Here is a 19,552-nt window from a genome sequence, read left to right as displayed (position 1 = left end):
CCACCGCCCCAGCCACCTCGGCCAGTGTCAGCGCCTGGGCGTTCGGGTGGTTGGTGAAGGTGCGGGCGATCTGCTCGGCGTCGGTGGCCAGTCTGTGAGCCCGTGCGTGGTCGCCGGCCGCGGCCACCGCCCCAGCCACCTCGACAAGTGCCCGCCCCTGCAGGAACGGGTCGGTGATGCTGCGGGCGATCTCCTCGGCCCGCGTATGGTCGCCGGCCGCGGCCACCGCCCCAGCCACCCTGACCAGTGCCAATGCCTGCAGGTCCGGGTTGGCAATAGTGTGGGCGATCTGCTCTGCGTCGGTGGCCAGTCTGTGAGCCCGTGCGTGGTCGCCGACCGCGGCCACCGCCCCAGCCACCTCGGCCACTGTCTGCGCCCGCAGGAACGGGTCGGTGATCGTGTGGGCGATCTGCTCGGCGTCGGTGGCCAGTCTGTGAGCCCGTGCATGGTCGCCGACCGCGACCACCGCCCCAGCCACCTCGGCCAGTGTCAGCGCCTGGGCGTTCGGGTGGTTGGTGAAGGTGCGGGCGATCTGCTCGGCGTCGGTGGCCAGTCTGCGGGCCCGTGCGTGGTCGCCGGCCGCGGCAACCGCCCCAGCCACCTCGACAAGTACCCGCGCCTGCCAGTTCGGGTGGGTGATGGTGCGGGCGATCTGCTCAGCGTCGGTGGCCAGTCTGTGAGCCCGTGCGTGGTCGCCGGCCGCGGCCACCGCCCCAGCCACCCTGGCCAGTGTCTGTACCTGCAGGTTCGAGTAGGTGATGGTGCGGGCGATCTCCTCGGCCCGCGTATGGTCGCCGACCGCGGCCACCGCCCCAGCCACCTTGACCAGTGCCTCTACCTGGCCGTTCGGGCCGGTGATGGTGTGTGCGAGTGCTACAGCGCGGCTGGGTTGGCCGAGGATGGCCCACACGGCGGGGAGTTCGGTGGGGATGTTGATGTTGCGGGATTCGAGTTGAGCGCGGTGGTGGGACAGCCTGGCCAGGGCATACAAGTCTGGTTCCGAACAACCCAGGAGCAGGTCTTGGCAGGTTTTGATCTCGGTGAGGGCGGCGGCGTCGCCGCCGGACAGATCGAGCATGCGGTCGTGACGTGCCGGGTCGATGGCCAGGGCGGCCAGACGGTTGGTGTCACCAGCGGTGGCCAGCATGCGAGGGTAACCGGTCAGCAGGTATTCGGGGGTGTGCGGCGGCCATGGTGGCTGGCCGTCGGTGGGCGTGCCGTAGCCCCCAGCCCAGGCGTGCAACTGGCCGCGGTACCGGGCCAGGCGGTCATGGCCGAGGTAGTGGCTGGCGGCGTTGTGCAGTTCCTCATGGCCGAGTAGGTACACCTGCGGCCGGTTGTCCGGTGTCCATCTGGAGAGTCGACGGGTGAAGGTGCGCCCGGCCACAGTGTGCAGCACCTCCTCAACGACCACCAGATCCGCACCGGTCAGCTCCCGCAGATCGGGGCCGGACAAACCGCCCCGGGCGGCGGTCAGCAGGCCCAAGAGATCCTGCTCGACAGGGCTGCCGGCCAGCAGGCGTTTGAGTTCGGACTGGCCGAGTCGTTGCAGATCCCGGGCATACCGAGAGGCGCCGAGCAGGCGGATGATGCCCGGGTCGCGCAGCGGATGCCAGTCGGGCACGTCGTCGGGGATCGGCGGGTTGGGTCGGCCGGCGACGATGACCCGCATCCCGGCCGGTGGACTGCCAGGCAGCAGCCCGGCGATGCTGTGCGCCCACGGCCCGGTGGTCACGCCACGGTCTTCATCCAGCCCGTCAACGACCAGTACCAGCCTGCCACCCGCCTGTTGACAAGCAGACGCAGCCTGAGCGAGCAGATCCAGCAGAGCTGCTTCCCGAGTTGCCTCATCCCCGCCGGCTGGCAGGTCCAGGTGGAGCAGTGCACACAATTGCTCCGACAGCGCGGTGGTGAACGCCTCACGGGTGTCCTGCGCGGCCAGCCGGGCGGTGATGAAGAACGACACCAGCCGCACCCCGCTCGCAATCAGCAGGTCAGGCGGGTTGAGCGTAAAGGTGGACAGCAGGGCGGACTTGCCTGCCCACGGCCCGGCCTGCCACCACATGTACCGGCCACGCTGCTCATCCAGGCAGAAGTTGGTCAGCTCGGCCAGCTCGGCGTCCCGGTCTAGCAACTGGGGTGGGGCGATCCGCTCCACCTGCCGCCGGTACGCCGAGCGCGCCGGCCGTGGCGCGGCAGACGCCTGGTACTGGTGAATCGTCACACCGACGTTCCCGGCGACATGCCCGAACTTGGTCCCGCCGCCCCCCTCGCGGGCGCGCCCAAGTGTCGGGCTGACCGGATCGACGGGCGATCGCGGCGCCGCGGTACTGGCAACGCCACCGGCTGCTCCGGGCACGGTCAGGGGCGTGACCGGCCCGGCTCGGAAGGGTCCGGCCGCTGCCCGCCCGCCGGACTGCGGTCCACGTGCACGTCCCCGCCCACCTGCCCGAACGCGATCCCGTCACCGCTGGCTTGGGCGTGGGCATCTCCGGTGAACACCGCAGACCCGGCGCCGGCCACCACGTGGATGCCGCTGGCCTTCGCAGCGGCCTGCAGCTCGGCCACCAGCTCGGTGACCGCCCGGCCGAACTCATCGTCTTTCCGCGCTGCGGCAGTAATCGCCAACTCCACCTGCTGACGGGTCAACTCGCTGACCTGTCCCTCTTCGGTGGCGGCCTCCTCGGTTATGTCATCCAAGGCGGGATGCGAGCCGAGTTTGGCGGCCACCGCCGTGTGCAGCTTGTCCAGTCCCGCATCGATGGCCGCATCCACCTCGTCATCCATGCGGCCGGCCGCCCGACGGGCCTTGCGCACCGCCCACGCGATCACGTACCCGGCCACCACCCCGGCCTCGATCACCATACGACCTGCCCCCCTTCCCCCGTAGCGGTTATCCCGCTACATCCCGCCCAAGGCTCATGACCAGCCCTACCCACTACACGGGCGGCTCTCCCGTCCAGACTGGCGTATTTCATCGGTGCGCCTGTTGGCGACCGATTTGCCCCGCCTGCCGGGGTCTCTCTGCTGTCCCCACTGTCCCGCTGGGTGGCCTGAACTGCGAAAAAAGGTGGGACAGCGTTCAGGGGACCTGTCCCACTGTTTCACTTGTCGCCCTTTGGAGAGGCGGCTGGCGGCCGTACCAGCACTCTCGTAAGGCTTATTTTCCATCTCGCACTGCCCCGCGGACGGCCGTGCCAGGGCGCCGGTCGCCGGCAGACCCTCATGTTGCAGCCCACTCCAATACAGCGTGCGGGTGTATCGCAGATAGACCGACCTGTCCGACGAGCAGTGGGCGCTTGTCGAGCCGGTGATCGCCGCATGGAAGGCCGCACACCGCTCGGTCAGCGGTCACCAGGGCCGGTACGAGATGCGGGAGATCGTCAACGCGCTCCTCCACGAGGGCCGCACCGGCTGCCAGTGGGACCGGCTTCCGCACGACCTGCCGCCGCGCGGTGCGGTGATGTACTACTTCACCAAGGCGCGGCGCTCGCGGCGGCCGTCGCCGAACGGCGCCGAGCCCTGCGCGCCTGGCTCCGTGCGGACGGCGCGGACCCCTCCCGCCCCGAACTCGCCCTCGTGGAAGTCGCACACCGCAGCACGTTCCGCCCGGCGTCGACGGATCCCAAGTTCGCCATCCGCCTCGGCTGCGCCGACGCTGGCCTGCTGACTCAGTGCGTCGTCACCCCGTCCACCGACCGGCAGATCGACAATGCGGAAAGCCTCGACCACCGCACGTACAGCTCGTGGCTCGACGGACTGCGTCAGCTCGGCGTCCGCGTCCTGCCCCAGCACACCCTCGGTGACGATCTGCCGGACTCGCTGCAATACGCAGCGGTGTGGATGGTGAAACGTCGCAAGGACGGCCCGACCCGATTGCCCAAGCACCTGCCTGTGGCCGTCCTCGTCACCCCGCTCCCGGACGGGGAAGGCCTTGCAGCCGTGCGCGGCTGGGATGACATGGCGGGGGAATGGGTGCCCTATCCGCACTTCCTACTCGGTCTGGTGAAACAGGCAGAGATCGGCCCCGAAGCGTTCACGGAACCCGAGACTTCAGACGATGACGCACGTCCCGACGGGTCACCGGCAAGCAGTGGCGTAGTAACCTCGCCCAACAGCGCAGGGAGACCGCGGCATTCCTCCAACGCGTGCTGCACTCCCTCCGAGGGGAACCCACCGCACTGATCACCCACGCTCAGAACAGCCGACTGCACTGGCCATGGCTCCAGGACGGCCAGACCGAACGGGACCTGATCAAGACCGGCCACGCCCCGCCAGGCCGACTCGACGACGAGCTCCGCCTCGTACGCGTGCGTGGATGCGGCGGCCGCGAGAGCGCCCAGTGGTGGGGCCTGGCCGACCCGGGCAAGCCCCACGGGCAGCCAGCCGGGTTCTGGGTGCAGGATCCCCAGCAGCAGAATGGGGCATCGTCGCGCGAGCGGGTCTTCTACAGCACCACCGAACGCCCCGGAACCCATGCGATCTCCCCCGCACTCGACCGCCTCGCCACCCGGGTCAACGCAGCAGGCAACCTCACCTCGCAGGCGGGCACCAGCGCCTGGAACCCGACCCTGGTGGAGATCGCGGTACTGGGCTGCCACGAAGATGACGACTCGGCAGCCCCCGTACGGGAGAAGCCCGACGACCCCGAGGCGCTGGCCCTCGCCAGGCACCGGACTACGCCGCTGCCCTGTCTCTCCCCCTCCCACTCCACCTCGCGGGGCTGGCCCAGGCATATGTCCTCCCGACACTGGCCGACGGCGACCGGACTTCAAACGAGGAGTCGGACACACCTGCTGGAAACCAGAGCATCGAAGACCCAGACCTCGCCGATGCGGCTGGACTGTCCACGACGCCGGACGACGAGGCCGAGACTGCCCACGGCTGAGGACGGGATCGACACATGCGCACCGGTATGCCCAGCACCTGTGTCCTGAGAGACCAACGACAGCCCCTCACGCTCCCTTCCGTGCTTGTGTGCGCGGTCCAGCGGAGGAAGGCGGAGCCCTGGAGTGACCGTGACCCCGGTTCGGGTCTGGCCGCGACGTCGGCCACGTCGCCATGGGTCCACCTCGCCGCGGGCGCGGTCAGGCCGTTCTCCTCGCTCATCCCCCCCATGTCCACCCGACCGGATCACCCCGACAAGCTTTACCAACGAGTACCTCGAGGCGGCTTCCGGAGCTGTGCGACCAAGATGGTCGAGCAGTTGTACGACCCCGGCTCGACTACGCGAGCTGGGGCAGCCGCCGCCTTCTCCTGCGTCTGCCCGCCACCCTGCTCACGACCAAGGCAGCCGCCCCCTACGCGCTGGAGGATCGCTGCGCGTGTGGCCCCGCTCCCAGAACTCGAACCTGCGGCCACGCGACATCGGCCTACCGCTTCAACTGGACGCCCGTCTGGATCACCAGCCGCCCGCCCCCGACCGGCGGCTTCACTCGTTCCCATGCTCCGAGTCCCCCGCCGGGGGCACCCAGCATGAGGTGCCCAAAGACCCCGTCACCAGCGCAAACGCTGAGGCCGGGGTCTTCGCGTATGTGCAGGCGTGTGTGGCCTGGAGCGGCTGTATGTCGGGGTCTGTGGACGAGGCGTGGACGGGTTTCCGGCGAGCGCCGACCAGGAGAACGAGCAGTGGTGGACCGGAAGATCGCAGGTTGACGGCAGGTCCGCCCCCACGCCTCACCGACTCGGCAAGTGGAGTCACATCCCGTGTCTAACCCGCTGAGGCGTTTTGGATCTATGCTTGGTACTTGCACATTAAATCATTTTTGGGGGGCGTATGAGCCAGGAGCCCGAGTTCGTTTCGTGCGTCAAAGGCTGCATGAGCTGCCTAGTCCTACTGATGATCCTTATCGTGATCGGCTCACTGGCAGTCCAGTCGATAGGTGTGGGAGGGGTGGTGACCTTCATCGTCGGAGGTGTGGCCATCTTGGGTGTGGCGTTGTACCGGTGGTTGTCAGCCTCCGGGAAAGAGGGGCAGTAGAGGCACTGCCCCGCGTGAATCGTCACCTCGCGGGGCCACCCACGGGCGCCTAGGTAGACGGCTGGCCCCTTGCCGACGCGCCCGTTTCAGCCCCCACTCCAGGCTTGACCATGGCGAGCCACGCTATACACCTGGTCGACCTGCTCGTACGTCAGCACCCCTGAGAGGGCGGTATGTGACTTGGTGTCCGTCTCGCGCTTTCGGGAGGAGCGTGCGGACCGGCCGTGACGTCGCCGGGCGGTTACGGCCGCGGCTGGGTGAACAAGCCCTGCTCGGTCTCTACCAGGATCCCGCGCTCGGCGAGCCGCTTGAGCTTCAGGCGGGTGTTGTTGATGTTGTTGGGCGCGATCTCCAGTCCATCGCCTCGCACACCTGCCGCGCTCGTAGCGGCAGGTCGGCTGCGGCGAACACCGCCATGATCTGCTGGTAGGCCGGATGGTCCGGCAGCTTCGGCGCCGGCGGCGCGGGCGGCTGCGGATCGGGCAGCGCCAGCAGTGTCTTGCGGGTGATCCGGACCTCCTCGACGGCCCGGCCGAGTTCGTCCAGCCGTGCGGACAGCTGCGCGATCTGCTCCCTCGCCGCCTCGGCCTGCACGGCGAGCTCCCGTTCCGGCTCTTCCAGCCGCGCCAGTACCGCCCCGAGAGTCAGCTCCCCGCCAGTCATGTGCTGCGCCAGGCCGCAGCGGTGGCCCCGGTCAGCCGGCGCAGTATCACCGCGGTCATCGCCCAGTACACCCGCGACTCGGAACTGCGCGGCAGGTGCTCGTAGTCGCGCACCAGCCTGCGGTGCAGCATCAAGATCCCGTAGGCGCGCTCCACGATCCACCGCTTGGGGATGGGCACGAACCCGGTCTGCGCCGGGTTGCGCTCGACGATCTCCACCTCGATGCCCACCTTCTCCCCGTGCGCGACGCACTTACATACCACCCTCTCAGAAGGAGTGGCTAGTCTCGCCGGTCGCGATCGGAGAGACACCCTAGGCGGCCGAGCGCATAAATCGTATGTCGCGCCGGGCTCCCTCTTGTCTCCGACGGCACGGCACCCATACGCTCACCATCCGTACCGACTGGCCGGTATGCTCTGTTCAAGGGTCAGTGCGCGCCGATGCCGGCCTGCCGACCGGGCCGGCCGCCGATCCAACGCGACCGTCGAAGGAGCCGCCGGAGTTGAGCAGAATCAACGGCCAGGTGCGCCTGGCCGCACGTCCCGTGGGAGAGCCGCGGCCCACCGACTTGCAGCACGTCGAGGAGGCGATCCAGATGCGACTGTTCCGTGGTGATAACCACAGCAAGCTGGTGCTGAAGATCGCGGACCGACCGGCCTGAGGGGGAGAAACACGATGAAAGCACTGACCTACCATGGCCGTCACGACATCCGCTACGGGGATGTCTCCGACCCGGCCGTCACCAGCCCTACCGACGCGGTGGTGCAGGTGACAGCGGCCGGCATCTGCGGCAGCGACCTGCACATCTACCGCGGCAACCCGTTCAGCCCGGAACTGGGCTACACGCCGGGGCACGAGTGCGTCGGCGTAGTTGTCGACACCGGCGGCCAGGTGACCCGCTTCAGGCCCGGCGACCGGGTTCTGGTGCCCGCCTCTGTCGGCTGTGACCAGTGCCGGTCGTGCGCGGCCGGGTTCACCGCCCGGTGCGAGCGCGCCACGTCCAGCACGGACCTCTGCTACGGAGTGAGCCCGCAACTCCCGGGCAGCCAGGCCCAGGCCCTGGCGGTGCCATACGCCGACGTCAATCTGGTGCACTTGCCCGAGGGCATCTCCGACGAGGCCGCCGTCGTCCTGACGGACAACGCCCCCACGGCCTGGTACGGCTGCCGCCGAGCCCGCATCCAGCCCGGCGAGACCGTCCTGGTCATCGGCCTCGGCCCGGTCGGCCTCATGGCCGCCCAGTCCGCCTTCGCGATGGGCGCCGCGCGGGTGCTGGGCGCAGACCTGGTCGCGGAGCGCCGCGCCTTCGCCGCCACCCTGGGTGTCGAGCCGGTCGAGGGCGAGCACGCGCGGACGGCCATACGGGACATGACCGACGGACGCGGGCCGGACGCCGTGGTGGAGGCCGTGGGCTCGGACGCCACCATCGAGCTCGCCCTCAAGGCCGTCCGGCAGGCCGGCCGGGTCAGCGTCATCGGGGTCAGCCAGAGCAAGGCCTTCCCCTTCCATATGGGACTTGCGCAGATCAAGGAACTGGAGTTCGCCATCGGGCTGTGCTCTGTGCACTACGAACTCCCTGCTCTGATCGCCCTCACCCGTGCCGGCCGGATCAAGCCAGAGGTCGTGGTCTCCCACCGCTTCGCCCTCTCCGAAGGCCCGGCGGCGTACGAACTGTTCGCAGGCCGCTCCGACGGCGTCCGCAAGATCCTTCTCGACCCCACCCGCTGACCCTCCTGCGCAGGGCCGCCTCGTCCGATCCCCCGCGGCAGGCCCTGCGCCTCTTGCGCGGCCCGGGGAATCCCGCCGCGTCGCCCCGCAGGACCTCGGGTAGCCGGTTCCGGGGGAGCAGGTTCCGCCGCCGAAACCGAGCGGCTCCGCCCGCCGCGCCGAGGGCAGGACCTGGCACGGGTGCGCCGTTCCGGCGTGGACGTGGCCAGGGCGCCCTCGGCCTTCCCGCTTACGAGGGTGCGCTGGGCGCACTTCAAGACCGTGCAGCGGACGCTGCCGGCGCCATCCGGTCGAAACACCCCGCATCATGAGCGCGAACGTTCCGCAGGACGACTGGTCGCTGCTGGGCGAGATGGCCGTTGCCGAGCAGGGGATAGGGCGCACTCCCCCAGAAGGGCTGGCGTGGTTGCAGTAGTCCGTCTGGCATGTGCGGGCGGCGCAGCTGCGGTCATGCGACGGCGCTGGCACGATTCCGCCGCGCCCCTGAAGGAGGCAGGCGGTCGACCGAGCCGAGCCGACGCCGCCCACAGCCGCTCCCAGGGCCCCACCTGCGGGCGGTTCACGCCACTTGGGAGGGCCCGCCGCTACACGTCGTCACGCTCCGGGAAGAGCACGTGAGCGGCGTCGAGAATCCGTTGCCGGGGTCGCTTGTCGCCCTGCCGCAGTCCCAGTGCGGTCGGCGCAGGCGGCGGGACGCGGCTGAGCCGGCTCATCCGAGTAGTTGCGCGCTGCTGACCGGTTCGCGCCGCTGCTGTCCATTGATGCGGTGCCGTTCGATGGACGAACGCCGGTACACCTCCTGCCGCACCCGCTGGATCTCGCCGACAGGCCGGTGCTCCTCGCGTGAGCGCCACGGTGTGATCGACGTGGCGTCGGCGGCCGCCAGGTTCTCGTCCCCGCCGATGTCCTGGCGCGGGAGGGCCACACGGGCGACGGTCACCCACGGGGACAGTTCCTCGGGCCACTTCACGGAGGTGTTGTCCACCGGCATGTGGGCCAGATCGGTGTTGAGCTGCACCTGGAGTTCGAAGGAGTGGTCCCGTTCCGCGGCCTCGGCAACGAGTGTGTAGCGGAACGCCTCGTTGTCCGCGCGCACGTCCACGATCTCGTGCGTCAGGGAGGCCACGGACTCGGTCGTGGGCACGGTCCGGATCTTGGCGATGTGGTCGCCGTACCGGAAGGCGCCCATGCTGTTGTAGGTGTACGACAGCAGGTTCCTGCGCGGGACGGTGGTGAACGACAGCATGGCGAACAATTCGTCCCACAGCCAGCTGTCGGGATCGATGAGCGTGCCCCGGCGGGTCAGGAACTCCGCCATCCAGGTCTTGCGGCGGGCTGGGTTCACCAGGGCCTCCGGCAGCTCGGCGAACAGGTCCTCGATGACCATGTAGTCGTAGGCGGTGTTCGCGAAGAAGACATCGTTGTTGATCAAGTTGAGGTCAAAAGTACCGCTGTCCGGTTCGTCGTCCAGCAGTGAGGGGCCGGGGACCCCGAACAGCTTGATGCCCATCCCACACGCCGCGCCCAGCTGATGGTCGGGGCGCTGATGACCAAGGCCGTTGGAGTAGCGGACGACGGCGTCGTACACGGTGGGTCGGGCGAAGATGCCCTGACCGTAGAAGCCGCGGTTGTCACCGACCGTGACCGTGGCCTTGAGAAGTCCGTAGCTCTTTCCGTGGGCCGTGCGGACGGCGCGGCCGACGACCTCGCGCTCGACCGAGGTGCGGGTGCGCTGCGCCACCTGCGCCACCACCGCATCCAACTCCTGCTGGTAAGTCCGACGTTCGGCGGGGCGGTAATCCTCGTAGCGGACGGGATCCATGGTGTTGCCTCCCAGTGCTGTGGTGTCGACTCCAGACGCTAGCCAGCAATTAAATTGTGTACAACATAACTGACTGTGATGAATCACACGTTGGCGAGCGCAACCACGTCGGGGCACACCACACCCCAGGGTCGATGCATACGGTGCTCGAAGGCGGACCGGGCGGCCGACCTTGCACCCCGAGCGGGTGCTGACGGACGCCCACCCTGCCTGATCGCCGAACTTGACCGAGCTTCAGCGGTGGTGACGACCGCGGCCCTCGCCATCGCCACCACGGGAACGCCCGCGCTGGACACGGGGACGAGCCGGGTGGCGTCCCTTGTCGTGGTCACGCTCACCCCCGCCAGCCTCGGCGGGTTGCGGGATGCGACAGGGTTGCGGGCCGCGGAGCTGCAGCAGATGCAGCTGGACCGCTACGCGGGCACCGTACTGGACCTGTCCGGTGTGGAGTTGGGCCGGGAGGCGTCGCTGACGGCGGTAGCCGCGCGGGAACGGATGATGCCGACCTGGAGCAGGGCCTGTCCGCCTTGTCTCAGGCGGGACGGAGTGTGGCCGCTGTGGTGGCGGCTGGGTATCGCCGCGGTCTGTCCACTGCATCGGCGCCTGCTGGTCGATGTGTGTCCGCGTTGTGGTGTGCGGCTGCTGCGCGGAGCGAGCGGGTCCCGCGCGGACTGCTGACCCGTGAGCCGCTTCCAGCGGTGGGGGAATGCGCCAACCGGCCACCGCACGGCCCGAGGGGCCGTGCGGGCCTGTGCCGCCAAGTGCTGAGCGACATTCCCGCTATGTCCACCCGCGAGATCGGATCCGAGGGAACCGGTAGTTGATGGCGGCCAGAGGCGGCTACACGCCCACGGCCGGATCGTGTCTCGTTCTGGCGAGATCACGCTGCGGGCTGTGTCCCGGCGATTCAGCCGACTGTGTCGTTGTAGCTCGGGAAGAACTCGGTCGGTTTCCGGACCATGTGTCCCTTTGCGTCCCTGCTCACTCAGTCGGCACCGCGACATTGGCGCCACACTCGTGCAGGCACTCGCCACCGACCTGGATGCAAGGTTGCGGATGTGTCCTGGTCGACTTCCGTAACCGCTGCGGGCCGGCACCTTGCTCGTCGACTCTCACTCGACGGCATCTGGGTCAGCTGAACAGCCTTGCAGCGCGTGGTGGCCTGCTCTGGTGTACGGCGGGCGGGCGAATAGCCACCGCTTTAGGAGTTCGGTCTGAGCCCGCTCCGACTACTGCCGTCGACTGGTGCAGCGGCCGGACAGAGACGCTGGTGTACGCCTCCGTCCGGCGTCATCGACGTCACTCGTGGCTGTCAGCCACTTTCTGATCCGTAGGATCGGGCACGGCGCCATGAGGAGTGCCTGCGGCCTCCCTCCGCGAGGTCGGGTCGTCCTCGAACCGTCGGAACGCCGATCTCGCCCACACCACCGCCCGCAATCAGCTGATCGCGGCGGACATCGCCGACGCCATCAGGCGCGACCGGTGCAGCCTGGCCCTGACCAACCGCGTCGAACACCTCCACCAGCTCGCCGAAGCCCTCCAACCACACGGCGTCACCCCGCTGATCCTGCACGGCGGGATCCCGCCGGCCGAACGCGCCCGGGTCCGTTCCGCCCTGCCCGAGGAGCACCATGAGCCGCTGGTACTCCTGACGATCGACAAACGCGCCGGCGAGGGCTTCGACGCACCACGCCTCGACACGCTCTTCCTGACCAGCCCCGTCTTGTTCAAGGGACGCGTCATCCAGCAGGTCGGCCGAATCATGCGCAACACCGAAGCCAAAAAATCCCACGTCGAGGCCCATGACTACCTCGACGCCGACGTCCCTCTCCTGGAGCGCATGCACCACAAACGCCGCCGCATCCTCCAACGCCGCGGCTTCACCCCCACCACTCCAGACAACCTGCCGCCCACACCGCCCCGGACGCCCGTCCACACCGCCGAGCGGCCCCGGCCTGGGGCTGCGGCGCCGAACGTGGCCGAGGTACGGGCCTGGGCCCGCGAACAGGGCATGGACGTACCACCACGCGGCAGATTCCGCGCCGAAATCTGGGACGCCTGGCACACCACCCACCCGGCCACCAGCGGGACGCATGTAGGATCCGCGACTTCGTTATGAGTTCACGAGGCGCGTCTCACGGCAGTGACTGAGCCAGATACGTGGCCCCGATGGACAACTTGGATTCACAGAATTCGGCCGAGGCCGCGCCCGGCGTGGGCGGACGGCGAAGGAGGCGTCGGTAATTGGCGGCCCAGGGGCGGGCCCCGTCCCCGCGCAACTGACGCCTCCTCGACGCTGCTGCCCCCGGCAACACCGCCGGATGATCGGTCCGCGTCCAGCGCGTCCATGGCGCCGGCCCGCACCCGCTCCGCAGCCGCCCGCAGCACCACGGCGACCGCCGCCTGATCCGGGCGGGCTGGGGACGGCGCTCATGCTTGGCCGACGGGGCCATACGGTCACGTTGTTCGAGCAGGCTGCACGGCAGGCCGGAGACGACCTGAACCGGGACTTCTTCCACTGGGACAGGCCCCGAGTCCCGCAGGCCAACCATCCCCACTCGTTTCTCGCGCCCGTCCGCACCGTGTTGCGCACCGAGACCCCCGATGTCTACACGGACCTGCTGGCACGCGGAGCCCGGGAATACCACGACTTCGACTGGTTCGATGAGCATCCGCCGCACCGGGCTGGCGATGAGGACTTGGTAACCCTGCGCACCCGCCGCATCGTGTTGGAGGCCGCCCTGACCACGGCCGTACGGCGGGAACCCACCGTCGAAGTGCGGCAAGGCTGCCGGGTGCGCGCCCTCACCTTCGAGGAGGGCCGCCCTCCCCGGGTCACCGGCGTACAGGTGGGCGCGGAAATGCACCAGGCGCACCTCGTCGTAGACGCGGCCGGCCGCCGCTCGCCGGTCCCCTCCTGGCTCACCGCGGCCGGCTGCCGCCCGCCCGTGATCGACAGCCACCGCACCGGGATCGCTTATCTGTGCCGCTGGTACCGCCTGCGCGCCGACGGCCCGCGTGACCCCGGACGGGTAAAGACCGGCTCGGCCGCACCGTTCGCCCTCGCCGGCGTCTTCCCGTCCGACAACGACATCTTCGCGGCGCACCTGGTGCTCTCCACGGGTGATCCGACCCGAGGCGCGCTCACCGACCCCGCCGTGTTCGAGGCCGTCGCCCGCCTCTTCCCCGCCACCGCCGCCTGGCTCGACCTGGCCCCCGAACCACAGACAGCCGTCCTGGCGATGGCCGGCCTGGACAACCGCTGGACCGCCCTCGCCGACGATGACGGACCCATCGTCACTGGCCTGGTCAACGCCGGAGACAGCCTCATCCACACCAACCCCACCTCGGGCCATGGTGCTGCCCTCGGCCTGCGCGCCGCCCAGTACCTCGCCGCCCATGTCGACCAGATCGCCGCGGACCCCATCGGCTACCACGCCTGGACGGCACAGGCCCTCCGCCCGTTGTTCGACGCGCAGGTGACGGCCGACCGCGCCAACGAGCAACGCCTCGGAGAGAGCTCACCACCCTCGGATCGACGGGCTGCTGCGCTGACCGCCTCCGCCTTTGACGATCCCGTCGTCATGCGAGCCCGTGCCCAGGTACGCCATCTCCTGCAACCGGCCGACGATGCCTACGGCACCGACGAAGTGAACCGAGCCGTTACCGACTGGCTGGCCGACCACCCAGATTTCTCGCCAACGCACGACGGCCCGACTCGCGATCAGTGGGATGCACTCATTCCAGGCTGAGCGCTTGCCTGGTACCTCACCTTCGACGCTGAGTGTCGGCAAACGACGGCGGGCTCAAGCGGTCAGCACATCACCGCTGTTCAGAAGGCCAGCGTAGATCTCTGCTGGAGTGCGGTAGCCGTGGATCTTGCGAGAACGGTGATTGAGCTCGGTGGCCATGGCGTCCAGGGCGGCCTGGCTGAACCTGCGGAGGTCCGAGCCCTTGGGCAGGTACTGCCGCAGCAGTCGGTTGGTGTTTTCGTTGGTGCCGCGCTGCCACGGGCTATGCGGTTTGCAGAGGTAGATCGGCATGCCGGTCTCAGCCGTGATGGCCTGGTGCTCGGCCATCTCGCGGCCGCGGTCCCAGGTGAGCGTCCGCCGCAGCTGGGGCGGGATCCCGAGCAGGCTGCGGGTGAGGTGCGGGGCGACCTGCTCGGCCTTGATGCCGTCCGGCAACGCGACTACGGCGGTGTAGCGGCTGATGCGCTCGACGAGCGTCGCGACCGCCGATGGCCGTGTGCCCATCACAAGGTCGCCCTCCCAGTGGCCCGGGACGGTGCGGTCCTCGACTTCTGCAGGTCGAACGCTGATGGACACCATGCCCCGGATGACACCCCGCCCAGTGGGCCGACGGGCAATCTTCGGCCGACGCATAGGACGGGCTGTCCGCAGCCGCTGGGTGAGGCTGCGGTCGATCGCCTGACGGCGTCGCGGGTCGTCGAGCGAGAGGTAGATCGCCTCGTGCGAGACCTGCATGGCGACCTCGCCGGGTGTCCGCGTACTCGTCTGAGTGCACCACCGAGTACGACGTTATGTGCACCGCTGCTTAGGGCCACGTCGGTGTCCCGCTCGATGGCTTGGATGCGGTTCTTGAGTCGGTAGCTGTTGCCGTTGATCGGGACGACCTCGCAGTGGTGCAGGAGACGGTCGAGGATCGCGGTTGCCAGAACCTCGTCGCCCAAGACCTGGCCCCACTCGAAAGTCTTGTTCGAGGTCAGGATGATCGAACCCTTTTCGTAACGCTTCGAGATGACCTGGAAGACCAGGTTCGCTTCGGCTCGTTCAAGCGGTTGGTAGCCCACCTCGTCGACCGCCAGGACGGGACGGCGGAGCGGAGGTAGCTGGTGAGCTTGCTCATCAATCGGCCCTGGTCTTCGGCGGCTTTGAGGTGGCGGACCATGTCGTCCAGGCTGGTGAAGTAGATCAAGTAGCCGGCCCGGCGGGCCGCGACCGCGACCGCGAGGGCGACAGCGATAGGCGTCTTGCCGACCCCGGCGGGCCCCAGCAGGGCGACATTAGCCTTGTCTTCGACGAAGGAGAGGGTGGCCAGGTCCTTGACCTTGCGCGGGTCGAGGTCGGGCTGGAAGGAGAAGTCGTAGTCCTCCAGCGTCTTGTGGTGCGGCAGCTTCGACAGCCGCAGGCCGTTGCCGAAACGGCGGTCGTCGCGGACGGCGAGTTCCTCGGCCAGCACCAGGTCGAGCAGGTCGAGGCAGCCCATCTTGGCCTCGCTGGCCCGCTGGACGTACTGGTTCAGAGCTTCGGCCGGGTGCGGCAAGCCGAGCTTGACGGCGGTGGTGCGGATGCGGGTGCTGGTCAGCTCGCTCAACGGGCTTCCTTCGTCGGTGCGCTAGTGGTGAAGGGGCGGGTGCCGGTCAGCTCGTCATAGACCGACAGCGGACGGCGGCCGACCTCGACGTTTGCGGCGGCGGCCTGGTTCAGCAAAGCCTGCAGCGGTCCGGTCTCCGGCTCGACCGCCTGGCTGCGGCGGGGTGAGGACAGGCCGTCCCCGGTGGTGACGCGACGGCCGGCGCCGGTGGGCAGGCCATCCCAGTGCGTCTCATCCACGATGCGGGCCCCGCGGCCGGCCGCCCGAGGATGAACCGCCAACGACGTCTGGCCGCCCGCGTCGGGAACGGTGGAGTGCAGCATGACCTGGGACTTCGTGGACCGGATCTCGACCAGCTGACGGGGACGGACCTTGCGGGCGGGCACCGAGTAGGGGTTCGCGTCGAAGGCGACCAGGCAGTCCTTGCCGACATGCCGCAGATGCCGCTGCATGACCACATAGGGGGTCTACGGCAGCGGGCGGAGAGCCATGTGATCGCGCACGGCCCGGTGCCCGATGACTTCGCCGTGAGTGCCGTGGACCTTCGCCCGCCGTAACGGAACCCAGGCCATGAACGCGGCGTCGAGCTCCTCGACGGAGGAGAAGGCCCGGCCGGCCAGCACATGGTCGCGGACGATGTTCACCTGCCGCTCGACCCGTCCGTTGCCCTGGGGCCGGTAGGCGGCCAGTACGTCGATGTCGAAGTCGTAGTGCCCGGCGAAAGCGACCGCCTCCGGGTAGCGGAACTGCCTCGCCCGGAGCGACGTGCCGGCGCACGACCGTCTTGGTGCGGTCGTAGACGATGCTCATCGGCACCCCTCCAATATGCGGGTCGCGATGTCAAGCCACCGACCACGCTGAGGATGAGGCCCATCAGAACAAATGTGTCGAGGAGTCCGGCTGGGTCGATCTAGGGTCGGCGCCATGATCTCCGTGAAACTCTTCGACTCCGAGCGCCGCGTCATCGAGGCTGCGGAACGGCTCGCCGCCACCCTCGGGAGCGACCCGAACCACACCGTAGCCGCAGCGGCGATGGACACGGCTGGCAGGATCCATGAGGCGGTCAACGTCTACCACTTCACCGGCGGACCGTGCGCCGAGCTTGTCGTACTCGGTGCCGCCGCAGCAGCGGGAGCCGGCCCGCTCGTCACCATCGCCGCCGCGGGAGATGAAGGTCGCGGCCTCATCCCGCCGTGCGGCCGCTGCCGCCAAGCGCTTCTCGACCTCCATCCCGACGTCTTCGTCGCCGTACCGACCGACGACGGACCGACACTGCGCCCGATTCGGAAGCTTCTGCCGGACACATACTTCTTCCCTGATGCGGATGCACGTCGAATTGTTCGGTTCAACAAGCGCTACTACGACGACATCGCCGCCGCGCGGAAGACCTCCACCGTCCGTTATGACGATCCGATCGCGCTGGGTCCCGCGATCTTTCTCTTCGAGGACGACGAAGTCCACCGCACGTTGAAGGGCACCGTCACTGACGTCGAACGCCACCGGCTCGATCGCCTCACCGCCGAACAAGCTCGGCTCGATGGATTCACGAGCATCGACGAGCTCAAGAAGGGCCTCCAGGGCCACTATCCCGGCTTGCCCTCCGATGCCGAAGTCGAATTTGTGACGTTTACCGTCGAAGCGTCTGACGCCGTGCAGTGATGCAGCGTGAATAGCTCCACGCCCGATAGGTTGCAGTGCGGACGGCGAACCTTCCCGGTCACAGCACTAGACGGACGGCGAGGCCTCGCTGCTGTCAGCGGGTCCCGCCGGGGTGCGGCGTCATCGGTTTCGGTCAGACGGGTGCCGGCCGGGATCGGTCGCCCGTGGGTTCGAGGCGGACGACGATGCCCTTCGACGTGGGCTGGTTGCTTACGTCGGCGACGCTGTCGAGCGGCACCAGGATGTTCGTCTCCGGGTAGTAGGCGGCGGCCGAACCCTTGGCCGCCGGGTAGGACACGACCTCGAAGTTCTCGGCCCGGCGCTCGGTGCCGTCCTCCCAGACGCTCACCACGTCCACGCGATCGCCCTGGGCGAGGCCGAGTTCGGACAGGTCGGCCGGGTTGACGAGGATCACGTGGCGGCTGCCGTGGATGCCGCGGTAGCGGTCGTTGTTGGTGTATGGGACGGTGTTCCACTGGTCGTGCGAGCGCAAGGTCTGCAGCAGCAGGTGACCCTCGGGGGCCCGGGGGACCACTCGCTCGTTGCAGGTGAACCGGGCCTTGCCGGTCTCGGTCCTGAATACGCCCTCGTTGACCGGGTTGGGTAGCTGGAAGCCTCCCGGACGGGTCACCCGGGCGTTGAAGTCGTGGAAGCCCGGCACGATCCGGGAGATGCTGTCGCGGATGGTGTTGTAGTCGCCCTCGAACTTGACCCAGGGGATGTCCCCCTCGCCGCCGAGGCTCAGCCGGGCGAGTCGGCACAGGATGGCGACCTCGCTCAGCAGCACGCGCGAGGCCGGTTCGAGTCGTCCCTGGGAGGTGTGCACCTCGCTCATGGAGTTCTCGACGGTGACGAACTGCTCGCCGTCGGCTTGGACATCACGCTCGGTGCGCCCCAGCGTCGGCAGGATCAGAGCGGTGTCGCCGCAGACGGTGTGCGAGCGGTTGAGCTTGGTGGAGATGTGGGCGGTCAGCCGGCACGAACGCATCGCCTTCTCGGTGACCTCGCTGTCGGGCGCTGCGCGCACGAAGTTCCCGACCAGGGCGAGGAAGACCTTGACGCGTCCCTCCAGCATCGCCTTGATCGAGTTCACCGAGTCCAAGCCGTGCGGGCGCGGCGGATCGAAGCCGAACTCCTCCTGAAGGGCGTCCAGGAAGGTGTCCGGCATCTGCTCCCAGATGCCCATGGTGCGGTCGCCCTGGACGTTGCTGTGGCCGCGCACCGGGCAGGCGCCCGTACCGGCGCGCCCCAGATTGCCGCGCAACATCAGGAAGTTGACGATCTCCCGGATGGTGGGAACACCGTGCTTGTGCTGGGTGATGCCCATCGCCCAGCACACGATAACGCGTTCGCTCCGCAGAACCTCGTCGCGGACCTTCTCGATCTCCTCGCGGGTCAGTCCCGTCGCCGCGCGCACGTCGTCCCAGTCGACGGTGCGGGCGTGCCGGGCGAATTCCTCGAAACCGGAGATGTGGGCGTTGATAAAGTCGTGGTCCAGGACGGTGCCGGGACGCGCGTCCTCCGCCTCCAGCAACAGCCGGTTCAGTGCCTGGAACAGGGCGAGGTCCCCGCCCGGCTTGATGTGCAGGAAGCGGTCGGCGATCTGGGTGCCCCGCCCCACGACCCCACGCGGCTTCTGCGGGTTCTTGAAGCGCCGCAGCCCCGCCTCCGGCAACGGGTTCACCGCCGCGATGCGGCCGCCGTTGCGCTTGGCCTCCTCCAGGGCCGAAAGCTGCCGCGGGTGATTGCTGCCCGGGTTCTGCCCCACCAGGAAGATCAAGTCCGCGTGGTGGAGGTCGTCGAGACTCACCGTGCCCTTGCCGACGCCCAGCGTCTCGTTCAGGGCGAAGCCGCTGGACTCGTGGCACATGTTGCTGCAGTCGGGCAGGTTATTGGTGCCGTAGGCGCGGGCGAAGAGCTGGAAGACGAAGGCGGCCTCGTTGCTGGCCCGACCGGAGGTGTAGAAGACCGCCTCGTCGGGCGAGTCCAGCCCCCGGAGTTCCTGCGCCAGGACGCCCAGGGCGTCGTTCCAGCCAATGGGCTCGTAGCGGTCCGACCCGGGCCGTTTGATCATCGGCTCGGTGAGCCGACCCTGCTGGTTGAGCCACATGTCGGAGCGGGCGGCCAGATCGGACACGCTGTGCTCGCGGAAGAAGTCGGCGGTGATCCGGCGCGTCGTGGCGTCGTCGTTGATGTGCTTAGCGCCGTTCTCGCAGTACTCATTGCGGTGACTCCTCCCCCTCGTGAACGAGGGGGCTTCTCGCTATGCCGGTGCGGCGTCGCGACGGACCAGCCCGGCCCGTAGAACGTTCAGGGCGCCCACCGTGTCCGCGTGCGCCTGGTGGCCGCACGAAACGCAGTGG

General features: G+C 68.7%; 15 protein-coding genes and 4 pseudogenes. 9 read left to right on the top strand and 10 right to left on the bottom strand.

From position 1 onward, the window contains the following. On the bottom strand, window positions 1-2,224 hold a 2,224-nt coding region (locus tag LZ604_RS34145), incomplete at its 3' end, for a P-loop domain-containing protein (protein ID WP_505016495.1). 137 nt (window positions 2,225-2,361) lie between these two features. Then, window positions 2,362-2,865: a hypothetical protein gene (locus tag LZ604_RS34140; RefSeq protein ID WP_234520000.1), complete on the bottom strand. Its 504-nt coding sequence runs from the start codon at window positions 2,863-2,865 to the stop codon at window positions 2,362-2,364. Window positions 2,866-3,277: 412 nt separating this feature from the next. Here LZ604_RS34140 and LZ604_RS34135 point away from each other — a divergent pair. From LZ604_RS34135 to LZ604_RS35905, 3 genes and pseudogenes are all read left to right on the top strand, one after another. Beyond that, window positions 3,278-3,487, top strand: a pseudogene (locus LZ604_RS34135) (transposase); the annotation flags it as partial. Beyond that, complete coding sequence (locus LZ604_RS35910) at window positions 3,421-4,185, top strand: RNaseH domain-containing protein (RefSeq protein WP_308283711.1); 765 nt, start codon at window positions 3,421-3,423, stop codon at window positions 4,183-4,185. The pseudogene LZ604_RS34135 and the gene LZ604_RS35910, both read left to right, overlap by 67 nt. After that, a complete protein-coding gene (locus LZ604_RS35905) occupies window positions 4,149-4,937 on the top strand; it encodes an RNaseH domain-containing protein (protein ID WP_425577895.1) in 789 nt (262 codons plus the stop codon). Before LZ604_RS35910 ends, LZ604_RS35905 begins: the two co-directional genes overlap by 37 nt. 1,358 nt (window positions 4,938-6,295) lie before the next feature. On the opposite strand, the gene LZ604_RS34125 is transcribed toward LZ604_RS35905, so the two are convergent. Together LZ604_RS34125 and LZ604_RS34120 are read right to left on the bottom strand one after the other, a co-directional pair. Continuing rightward, window positions 6,296-6,643, bottom strand: coding sequence for a hypothetical protein (locus tag LZ604_RS34125; protein ID WP_234519998.1), 348 nt, complete (start codon window positions 6,641-6,643; stop codon window positions 6,296-6,298). Beyond that, the gene (locus LZ604_RS34120; RefSeq protein ID WP_372482265.1) at window positions 6,640-6,873 is read right to left on the bottom strand and encodes a hypothetical protein; all 234 of its coding nucleotides are present in this window, start codon (window positions 6,871-6,873) and stop codon (window positions 6,640-6,642) included. The genes LZ604_RS34125 and LZ604_RS34120 overlap by 4 nt, the downstream gene beginning before the upstream one ends. 272 nt (window positions 6,874-7,145) lie before the next feature. Between LZ604_RS34120 and LZ604_RS34115 the strand changes: the two genes are divergently transcribed. Then, window positions 7,146-7,304, top strand: coding sequence for a hypothetical protein (locus tag LZ604_RS34115; RefSeq protein ID WP_234519997.1), 159 nt, complete (start codon window positions 7,146-7,148; stop codon window positions 7,302-7,304). 14 nt (window positions 7,305-7,318) lie between these two features. Next, window positions 7,319-8,371, top strand: coding sequence for an alcohol dehydrogenase catalytic domain-containing protein (locus LZ604_RS34110; protein ID WP_190016516.1), 1,053 nt, complete (start codon window positions 7,319-7,321; stop codon window positions 8,369-8,371). Window positions 8,372-9,080: 709 nt separating this feature from the next. On the opposite strand, the gene LZ604_RS34105 is transcribed toward LZ604_RS34110, so the two are convergent. Then, a complete protein-coding gene (locus LZ604_RS34105; protein ID WP_234519996.1) occupies window positions 9,081-10,193 on the bottom strand; it encodes a catalase family protein in 1,113 nt (370 codons plus the stop codon). A gap of 240 nt (window positions 10,194-10,433) precedes the next feature. Here LZ604_RS34105 and LZ604_RS34100 point away from each other — a divergent pair, with 240 nt between their 5' ends. The 3 genes from LZ604_RS34100 to LZ604_RS34090 all read left to right on the top strand — a co-directional run bounded on the left by LZ604_RS34100 (window position 10,434) and on the right by LZ604_RS34090 (window position 13,945). Beyond that, window positions 10,434-10,871 (top strand): TniQ family protein, encoded by a 438-nt coding sequence (locus LZ604_RS34100; RefSeq protein WP_234519995.1) that lies wholly within the window; start codon window positions 10,434-10,436, stop codon window positions 10,869-10,871. A gap of 679 nt (window positions 10,872-11,550) precedes the next feature. Beyond that, window positions 11,551-12,312, top strand: coding sequence for an Lsr2 family DNA-binding protein (locus LZ604_RS34095; protein WP_234519994.1), 762 nt, complete (start codon window positions 11,551-11,553; stop codon window positions 12,310-12,312). Window positions 12,313-12,625: 313 nt separating this feature from the next. Continuing rightward, the gene (locus tag LZ604_RS34090) at window positions 12,626-13,945 is read left to right on the top strand and encodes an FAD-dependent monooxygenase family protein (RefSeq protein ID WP_234519993.1); all 1,320 of its coding nucleotides are present in this window, start codon (window positions 12,626-12,628) and stop codon (window positions 13,943-13,945) included. Between the two features lie 54 nt (window positions 13,946-13,999). Here LZ604_RS34090 and LZ604_RS34085 read toward each other — a convergent pair. From LZ604_RS34085 to LZ604_RS36640, 4 genes and pseudogenes are all read right to left on the bottom strand, one after another. Continuing rightward, window positions 14,000-14,695: pseudogene (locus LZ604_RS34085) on the bottom strand (IS30 family transposase); the annotation flags it as partial. Between the two features lie 59 nt (window positions 14,696-14,754). Then, window positions 14,755-15,530, bottom strand: a pseudogene (istB, locus tag LZ604_RS34080) (IS21-like element helper ATPase IstB); the annotation flags it as partial. Further along, window positions 15,527-15,982, bottom strand: coding sequence for a Mu transposase domain-containing protein (locus tag LZ604_RS36645; RefSeq protein WP_425577896.1), 456 nt, complete (start codon window positions 15,980-15,982; stop codon window positions 15,527-15,529). The gene LZ604_RS36645 and the pseudogene istB, both read right to left, overlap by 4 nt. 15 nt (window positions 15,983-15,997) lie before the next feature. Then, a complete protein-coding gene (locus tag LZ604_RS36640) occupies window positions 15,998-16,174 on the bottom strand; it encodes a hypothetical protein (RefSeq protein WP_425577897.1) in 177 nt (58 codons plus the stop codon). 280 nt (window positions 16,175-16,454) lie between these two features. Between LZ604_RS36640 and LZ604_RS36480 the strand changes: the two genes are divergently transcribed. After that, window positions 16,455-17,189 (top strand): ASCH domain-containing protein, encoded by a 735-nt coding sequence (locus tag LZ604_RS36480; RefSeq protein ID WP_372482264.1) that lies wholly within the window; start codon window positions 16,455-16,457, stop codon window positions 17,187-17,189. 133 nt (window positions 17,190-17,322) lie between these two features. Here LZ604_RS36480 and LZ604_RS34060 read toward each other — a convergent pair. Beyond that, a pseudogene (locus LZ604_RS34060) lies at window positions 17,323-19,428 on the bottom strand (FdhF/YdeP family oxidoreductase); the annotation flags it as partial. Between the last annotated feature and the right edge of the window lie 124 nt (window positions 19,429-19,552).

Source organism: Streptomyces glomeratus (assembly GCF_021462825.1).
GTDB lineage: Bacteria > Actinomycetota > Actinomycetes > Streptomycetales > Streptomycetaceae > Streptomyces > Streptomyces glomeratus.
The sequence above is the reverse complement of the archived record's forward strand: the minus strand, read 5'-3'. Positions and strand labels throughout refer to the sequence as shown.

Excerpts from the sequence above, each read along its gene's own strand:
- LZ604_RS34125 (WP_234519998.1), bottom strand. The coding sequence starts at position 6,643 with ATGACTGGCGGGGAGCTGACTCTCGGGGCGGTACTGGCGCGGCTGGAA.
- LZ604_RS36480 (WP_372482264.1), top strand. The coding sequence starts at position 16,455 with ATGATCTCCGTGAAACTCTTCGACTCCGAGCGCCGCGTCATCGAGGCT.
- LZ604_RS34090 (WP_234519993.1), top strand. The coding sequence starts at position 12,626 with ATGCTTGGCCGACGGGGCCATACGGTCACGTTGTTCGAGCAGGCTGCA.
- LZ604_RS36645 (WP_425577896.1), bottom strand. The coding sequence starts at position 15,982 with ATGCAGCGGCATCTGCGGCATGTCGGCAAGGACTGCCTGGTCGCCTTC.
- LZ604_RS34140 (WP_234520000.1), bottom strand. The coding sequence starts at position 2,865 with ATGGTGATCGAGGCCGGGGTGGTGGCCGGGTACGTGATCGCGTGGGCG.
- LZ604_RS34110 (WP_190016516.1), top strand. The coding sequence starts at position 7,319 with ATGAAAGCACTGACCTACCATGGCCGTCACGACATCCGCTACGGGGAT.
- LZ604_RS34105 (WP_234519996.1), bottom strand. The coding sequence starts at position 10,193 with ATGGATCCCGTCCGCTACGAGGATTACCGCCCCGCCGAACGTCGGACT.